Origin of the sequence: Succinivibrio sp. (assembly GCF_045124615.1) — a bacterium.
Lineage (GTDB): Bacteria > Pseudomonadota > Gammaproteobacteria > Enterobacterales > Succinivibrionaceae > Succinivibrio > Succinivibrio faecicola.
Genome location: NZ_JBGVMC010000300.1, coordinates 1 through 7,944, shown reverse-complemented (window position 1 = coordinate 7,944; position 7,944 = coordinate 1). Strand labels below are relative to the sequence as shown.

Annotated in this window: 6 protein-coding genes; all 6 read left to right on the top strand. The window is 37.6% G+C overall.

What is annotated here, in order from left to right; genetic code table 11:
• Nucleotides 1–78 precede the first annotated feature (78 nt).
• Complete coding sequence (locus ACJML3_RS07840) at nucleotides 79–669, top strand: YqiA/YcfP family alpha/beta fold hydrolase (protein ID WP_406022130.1); 591 nt, start codon at nucleotides 79–81, stop codon at nucleotides 667–669.
• Between the two features lie 146 nt (nucleotides 670–815).
• Nucleotides 816–1,496 (top strand): response regulator, encoded by a 681-nt coding sequence (locus ACJML3_RS07835; RefSeq protein ID WP_406022128.1) that lies wholly within the window; start codon nucleotides 816–818, stop codon nucleotides 1,494–1,496.
• Nucleotides 1,497–1,585: 89 nt separating this feature from the next.
• Nucleotides 1,586–2,902 (top strand): sensor histidine kinase, encoded by a 1,317-nt coding sequence (locus ACJML3_RS07830; protein ID WP_406022126.1) that lies wholly within the window; start codon nucleotides 1,586–1,588, stop codon nucleotides 2,900–2,902.
• Nucleotides 2,903–3,149: 247 nt separating this feature from the next.
• Nucleotides 3,150–5,063 (top strand): DNA topoisomerase IV subunit B, encoded by a 1,914-nt coding sequence (parE, locus tag ACJML3_RS07825; RefSeq protein ID WP_406022124.1) that lies wholly within the window; start codon nucleotides 3,150–3,152, stop codon nucleotides 5,061–5,063.
• 7 nt (nucleotides 5,064–5,070) lie between these two features.
• On the top strand, nucleotides 5,071–6,198 hold the full coding sequence (gene flhB / locus ACJML3_RS07820; RefSeq protein WP_406022122.1) for a flagellar biosynthesis protein FlhB: 1,128 nt from the start codon (nucleotides 5,071–5,073) through the stop codon (nucleotides 6,196–6,198).
• Between the two features lie 102 nt (nucleotides 6,199–6,300).
• Nucleotides 6,301–7,944: glycogen/starch/alpha-glucan family phosphorylase (gene glgP, locus ACJML3_RS07815; RefSeq protein WP_406022120.1), on the top strand; the 1,644-nt coding region annotated here is incomplete at its 3' end.

Below are 7,944 nucleotides of genomic sequence, written 5' to 3'. Positions count from 1 at the left end.
GATGGTTCTATACAAACAACCGTATATCGCTTAGAGAACAATATTTTTATTCCAAACGACAATGTTGATGGCTACTAAATGAAAATTGCTTATCTACATGGTTTTCAATCAAGCTTTAAAGCAAGAAAAGCCACAATACTCAAAAAAGAATTATCAAATCAGTATCCAAACATCGAATTTGTATCTTTAGATTTTCCAGACGATATCCACAAAGCTGTAGATGTTCTTAAAAACTTTGTAAAAAATGAAATAAAGAGTGGGACAGAACTTTGTTTGGTTGGCAGTTCTATGGGCGGTTTTTTCTCTTTGGTTTTGCAACTTGAGTTTGATTTAAAAATTGCTCTTGTAAATCCTTGTATTTATCCATCCGAATTTTGCATTGAGCATTCACTCATAAATGTAACTCTTGAGAATTTTGATACTCATGAAAAATTCAAAATTACCGATGATGACGTTGAATATCTAAAAGAGCTTGAGCTTAGTATTAAAGAATATAATCCAAAGAAAACCTCTGTATATCTTCAGACAGGAGATGAGGTTCTAGATTACAAAAAGGCAAAGTTATTTTTCAAAGACGCATTCGTTAATATTGAAAGTGGTGGCTCTCACACATATGACAATTTTGAAAAATGCATCAAACAGATTGTTGAATTTTTCAAAAAATATTAAATATTAAGCTTTTCTTTTTGCAAACTTGCTTTAGGTCTTCTGTCAAAATCTATTGTGAAATAAGTCTAACTGATAAAATAATGCCCCTAAAACAATGCTAAGTAAACAAGATTAAAATAACCAAATACGTTTTTTCAGGGATTGATATGAGAATTTTAGTTGTAGAAGACGATGCTCAGATATCAAAAGGCATTGAAGCTGGACTAAAGGCCAATGCTTATGCTGTAGACTGCATTTTTGATGGTAAAGATGCAAGATATCTTCCATGCGATGTAGATTATGATTGTATTCTGCTAGATCTTGGTTTACCAGGTATTGATGGTGTTGAACTTTTAAAGACCTGGAGAAAGGAAGGCAACAAGACTCCTGTAATAATCATTACGGCAAGAGATGGTCTTGACGATAGAGTTCTGGGCCTTGATATTGGTGCTGATGACTATGTTGTAAAGCCATTTGATCTTGTTGAGGTTCTTGCAAGAATTCGTGCAGTTACAAGACGATCGGTTGTTAGCGACGATGTTACAACACTTTCTAACGGAATACTGACACTTGATCCTCTGTCTCATGAAGTTTCTGTTAAAGAAGATGGCTCTGTAAAGAATCATTCTTTAACATCACGCGAATATGCTTTGCTAGAAGCTTTGTTAAGAAGACCTGGTACTGTATTATCAAGAGAGAGCATTGAAGATAAGATCTATGCTTTTGGTGAAGAAGTTGAATCAAACGCAATTGAATTCATTATTCACAATATCAGAAAGAAGGTCGGTGCAGCAAATATTAAAAATGTTAGAGGTGTAGGTTGGAAAGTCGTCAAAGGAAATTCATAAGATCCTTACGCTTTAAACTATGCCTGATATTGGTCATTATTGGTATATGCTTTACAGCTTTTAGCTGTTATCGCTCATACAATAAGGCCATGTCTTCTTTTGGTGACTATGTTGATGAGGAGCTTGCTCAGATTTCAAGCGTAATCATCAACTACAATGTTATTTTGCCTAAATCATGGCGTGGAAACGCTGCTAAACGCAAGGTTTTTACAGATTTAAACGGAAATATTCTTTTTTCTGAGAAAAAAGAAAAATCAAAGTCATTTCTTCCGATTCCTACATTAAATGACCTGTTTGATAAACATCAGGAAATTATTGTAGCACCGCTTATTCCTCCTAAAGGCGAAGCTGTATATTTTCCTCCTAATGTAAAAGATGGTTTATATTCTGTTCTTATCAATGACAGAAGAGTAAGAGCTCTAGTTGCAACTAATCATTCAGGTATCAGATTTGTTGTCGCAAGGCCATTTGATCTTATGGAAGCAATCGTAAGCAGAGCACTTTTGTCTTCCTTTGTTGAATTCTTGCTGCTGATTGCTCTTTATGTTCCAAGTGTTATTGTCTTTGTGAACATAATGTTTATTCCTGTAAACAGACTTGCAAAAGAGCTTAACTCAAGAAAAGAAAGCGATTTGACACCAGTTGAAAAGGACAAGCTTCCATCTGAACTTGATGCTTTTATCGGTGCTATCAATAATCTTTTTGATAAAACTCATGGCGCACTGCAAAATGAGAGAAGATTTATTGCAGATGCAGCTCATGAAATGAGAACACCTCTTACTGCAATTTCTCTTCAGGCTCAGTCCCTTGATTTAAGTCTGATTCCTGCTGATGAAGCTGAAAAGATAGAGCAGTTAAAACTTGCTATCAGCAGACAGAGAAAGCTTACAAATGATTTACTTGAGTACGCCCGTTCTCAATGTGGAAGAGAGTTAAAACTTGTTTCCTTTGATCTTAAGACACTGTTTATCGAGGTCATCGATGAAATTGGTTATATTGCAGATGAAAAGGACATTGATTTAGGTCTTGTTGGAAATTGCTCTTTAACTTTATATACAGACAGAAGCAAATTAAAACAGATCATTTTAAATCTTGTAAGTAATGCTCTTAAATATACCCCTAATGGTGGTGTGTGCGATATCCTTTGTCAGAAGAATGGAACTGTAGTTTCAATTATCATTAAAGACAGCGGACCTGGCATCAGCGAAAAGAGTCTGAATAAGGTTTTCAATGCCTTCTACAGAATCGGTGGTGATACAGCAAAGATAGAAGGAACAGGTCTTGGTCTTGCGATTGTAAAATCACTGTGCGATGAGATATCAGCAACCATCAAGCTTAAAAATCAGCACAACAGCGGTCTTATGGCAACTGTAAGTCTATGTCAGTATTACAAGACATATGATTAATAGCTCAAATAATCAGCTCTTTATTTTTTCATTTTGAATATATGGACTTATCTAACTATTTGTATAGTGATAAAATGAAAAAATAGAAGCTGATTTTATATTTCCTTATTCTAAAAGCTTCAATACGACACTAGTCAAAATATAATCAATATTGATAACATTTATAACTTCATTGCTTTGCAATAAACTCAATTGTGTCTTATCCTTTTTTAAGACAATTAATTCATAAAAATAAGATAATCAAAGTATGGCCACAAACGAAAACGAATATTCCGGCAATGTTATTGAGGTTCTCAAGGGACTTGAACCTGTAAGACGCCGTCCTGGTATGTATACTGATACTCAGAATCCAAATCATCTGGGTATGGAGGTAATTGATAACAGCGTTGATGAGGCTGTTGCAGGATATGCTACTGTAATAGATGTTGTTCTGTTTGAAGATCAGTCTCTTATGGTAACTGATAACGGACGAGGCATGCCTGTAGATATTCATCCTACAGAGAAGATCCCAGCTATCGAGCTTATTCTTACAAAACTTCATGCCGGTGGTAAATTTGATTCTAAGGCCTATAAATTCTCAGGCGGTTTGCATGGTGTGGGCGTATCTGTTGTTAACGCTCTTTCAAAAAAGCTTGTTGCAACTGTAAAGAGAAATGGAATTGTCTATGAAATAGAATATGCAAATGGCAATAAGGTTCGTGAGTTATCTGAGATTGGCTCATGTCTTAAAAAAGAGACTGGAACATCTGTTCACTTCTGGCCTGATGATCCATATTTTGATGATGTAAAGTTTGATGTTTCTCTGCTAAAGCATCTGTTAAAGGCAAAGGCTGTATTATGTAAAGGTCTTACAATCAATTTTGAGGACAGAGTACATGATACAAAGGAAAGCTGGTCATATTCAGGTAATCTTACAAACTATCTGACAAATTCTGTAGGTGGCCGTGTTGTTGAGCCTAATCCTCCATTCTCAGGTGAGGTTATAAATGAGGATGAGGAAGTTGAGTGGGCAGTATGCTGGGAGCTTGAAGCAGGCGCACGCACAATCGGAGAATCGTTTGTAAACCTAATCCCTACCTTTGATGGTGGTACTCATGTAAATGGTTTTAGAGCAGGTCTTACAGGTGCGATAAAGGAATTTTGCGAGCTGCACAATCTTCTGCCAAGAAATTTAAAACTCGTTGCAGACGACGTATGGAATCACTGTTCTTTTGTTCTGTCACTTAAGATGCGTGATCCTCAGTTTGCAGGTCAGACAAAAGAGAAACTTTCATCAAGACATATTGCCTCAATTATTGAAGGCATTATTTATGACAGATTCTCCTTGTGGCTTAATTCAAATGTTGAAGTTGCAACTGTAATTGCCAATCTTATTATTGATTCAGCTAAAAGCAGAGAATCTCAGGCAAAAGTTGTTGACAGAAAGAAGGTAAGTAAGGGCCCTGCGCTTCCTGGAAAACTATCTGACTGTACATCAACTGATCCAAGCCGTGCTGAACTGTTCTTAGTAGAGGGTGATTCTGCAGGCGGTTCAGCAAGACAGGCTAGAGATTCAAGCTATCAGGCAATTCTTCCTTTAAGAGGTAAGATCCTTAATACCTGGGAGGTTAATGCTCAAAAAGCTCTTGAATCTGAAGCTATCAGATCAATATCAATTGCAATCGGTGTTGAACCTGATTCAGATTCCTTAGATGGTCTTCGTTATGACAAGATCTGTATTCTAGCTGATGCGGACTCTGACGGTCTGCACATCGGTACCTTATTGTGTGCACTTTTTGTTAAGCACTTCACAAGACTTGTAAGAGAAGGTCATGTTTATGTGGCATGTCCTCCGCTATTTAGAATTGATTGTCCTAAAATTAAAGAGTATGCCCTTGATGAGTCTGAGCTTGAAAGCAAGAAAAAAGCTCTTATAAGAAAGGGAATAAAAGCTGAAAATATCGTAGTACAGCGATTCAAAGGTCTAGGTGAGATGGATCCTGCTCAGTTAAGAGAGACAACTATTGATCCAAACTCAAGACGCCTTATGAAGTTAACATTAACTACAGAATCTGATGATAATACTTTTGCTCTTCTTGACATGCTTTTCTCAAAGAGCAGAGCAGAAGATAGACGTCAGTGGCTTGAAGAAAACGGTGATAAGGCTGATATGCTTGATTAGGTAGCTTATGGCTGATAATGACGACAAGACAGAACAACCGACTGGTAAAAAAATTGCTGATGCCAGAAATAAAGGCCAGGTTCCAAGATCGAAAGAAGCTGGTACATTCTTTGTTCTGATAGGTGGTGTTCTGTCTATATGGGCTTTTTCCTCTTTATTAGGATCAGGTCTTCGTCAGATTATCATGAACAGCTTTTCCTTAACTCGAGATCAGATTTACTCTGTTGATGAATTCAGGCGAATATTTGTACAGAATATTCTGTCTATTGCCATACCAATTATTGGAATCGCATTCTGTGTTTTTGTACTTGCAATCATAGGAAATATTATGATTGGCGGGTACAATTTTTCACAAGAAGCTCTAAAGCCTAAATTCAACAAGTTAAATCCTATTACAGGCATCGGCAGGATCTTTTCATTAAATTCAATTATTGAACTTGTTAAGGGTATTTTCAAAGTAGTCTTTATTGCATCATTCTGTTATTTTGCACTCTCTGGCAGAATTTATGAGGTAATGGGGCTGTCTTATATTGATCCTCATGCAGGAATCAAAAGAGCAATTTCACTTCTGTTTCAGTTTATGGTTATCGTTGTATGTGCAATGATTCCTATAATCATGATAGATGTTCCATATCAAAAATGGCATTACCTAAAGCAGCTTAGAATGAGTAAGCAGGAAGTCAAGGATGAATATAAGGATACAGAAGGTAATCCTCAGATTAAAGGAAAACTCAAGCAGTTGCAGTTCCAGATGGCTGCAAGACGTATGATGCAGGATGTTCCTACAGCAGACGTTGTGGTAACCAACCCAACACACTTTGCTGTTGCAATAAAATATGATCCAGAGGGTGAAACAGCTCCTTTAGTCGTTGCAAAAGGTGTAGATGAGATTGCAGAAAAAATAAAGGAAATTGCACGAGAAAGTGGCGTTCCTGTGATCCCTATTCCTCCACTTGCACGATCTTTGTACTATACAACAGATTTGAACAAGGAAATTCCAAGAGGATTATTCAAAGCCGTAGCATCTTTGTTAGCATGGGTTATGGGAATGAAAGCCTTTAAGGAAGGTAAAACTAATCAGCGTCCACGCGATCTTGATAAAAATTTACCGATTCCTGAAGAATTAAGGTTTTAATTTTTATTAAAAATAGTGTAATATGTGATCTAATTCTGATTTGAATTTGCAATAAGCTTTTCAAAATCAGGGTTATAAGGGTGTTAATGAGGAAATTTTTATATGGTAACTAAAAGTACCCCTAAAAAAACTACAACTCAAAGCAATGCTGTAAAGGCTGCACCTGTTGCAGATTACAAGCAGAACGTTGCTAAATTCAAAGAATCAGTTCTTAATCACTTACGTACCACTATTGGTACATCTCCTGCAAAGGCAAGCAAGCTTGCTTGGTGGCAGGCTGTAGTTGCAGCTGCAAATGAAGATATCTTCGGCAGATTGACTGATACTCAGGAAACTCATGCTAAGAATGATACTCGCGCAGTTCACTACTTATCAGCAGAATTCTTAATGGGTAGATTAACAATCAATAATCTAACCAATCTTGAAAAATTTGATATCGCACGTGATGCCTTAAAAGAGTTAGGCTTAGATATCAACGAAGTTTGTGAAGAAGAGCCAGATATGGCTTTAGGTAATGGTGGTTTAGGCCGTTTAGCTGCATGTTTCATGGATTCTCTTGCAACTTGCAAGTACCCATGTGTAGGTTACGGTATCCACTATGAGAACGGCTTATTCCGTCAGGAAATCCGTGGTGGTAAGCAGGTTGAGCGTCCAGATTCATGGCGTGAATACGGTTCACCACTTGAGGTTTGCCGTCCAGAATCAATTCAGAACGTACCACTAGGTGGTTATGTTGACAAGCAGACTGCACCTGATGGTTCAGTAAGCTCTGTTTGGCATCCTGCTACAATCATCAAGGGTGTGCCTTGGGATATTCCTGTAGTTGGCTACCGTGGTTCATCAGTTGCAATTCTCCGTTTATGGGAGTCTCGTTCAACTGAGCAGTTCAACTGGGATGTATTCAATGCTGGTGGTTATGTTGATGCACAGGCTGAAAAGTCACTTGCAGAGACTGTATCTAAGGTTCTATATCCTAACGATTCAACTGAAGCTGGTAAGGAATTACGTTTAACTCAGCAGTACTTCTTCTGCGCATGTTCATTACGTGATATTTTACGTCGTTACAACCGTACTCATCACCATGACTACTCAGAGTTTGCAAAGAAGATCGTTATTCAGTTAAACGATACTCATCCAACAATTGCAATTCCTGAGTTAATGAGACTTCTTATCGATGAGGAAGGCTTATCATTTGATGCAGCATGGGATATTGCTCAGAAGTCATTCAACTACACCAACCACACTCTACTTCCAGAAGCTTTAGAGAAGTGGCCTGTATACATCTTCGAGAAGTTATTACCACGTCACTTAGAGATCATCTATGAGATCAACTATCACTTCTTAAACGATGTTGTTGAGAAGAAGTGGCCTGGCAACAACGATATCAAGGCTAAGCTTTCAATTATCGAAGAAGGCGAGTGCCGTAAGGTTCGTATGGCTAACCTATGTGTTATCACATCAGGTAAGGTTAACGGCGTTGCTAAGATTCACTCTAAGCTTGTTAAGGAAGACCTATTCCCAGAGTATGCTGAGTTATGGCCAAACAAGTTCTGCAACGTTACTAACGGTGTTACCCCACGTCGCTGGTTACTAGCATGTAACCCAGGTTTAGCAAACATCTACAATGAGGTTTCAGGTAAGGATTGGCCTCTAAACTTAGATGAATGCGAGAAGTTAAAGAAATTTGCTGATAACAAGGATTATCAGGACCGCTTCATGAAGGTTAAGCACGACAACAAGGTTGTT

Excerpts from the sequence above, each read along its gene's own strand:
- ACJML3_RS07830 (WP_406022126.1), top strand. The coding sequence starts at position 1,586 with ATGTCTTCTTTTGGTGACTATGTTGATGAGGAGCTTGCTCAGATTTCA.
- flhB (WP_406022122.1), top strand. The coding sequence starts at position 5,071 with ATGGCTGATAATGACGACAAGACAGAACAACCGACTGGTAAAAAAATT.
- ACJML3_RS07835 (WP_406022128.1), top strand. The coding sequence starts at position 816 with ATGAGAATTTTAGTTGTAGAAGACGATGCTCAGATATCAAAAGGCATT.
- parE (WP_406022124.1), top strand. The coding sequence starts at position 3,150 with ATGGCCACAAACGAAAACGAATATTCCGGCAATGTTATTGAGGTTCTC.
- ACJML3_RS07840 (WP_406022130.1), top strand. The coding sequence starts at position 79 with ATGAAAATTGCTTATCTACATGGTTTTCAATCAAGCTTTAAAGCAAGA.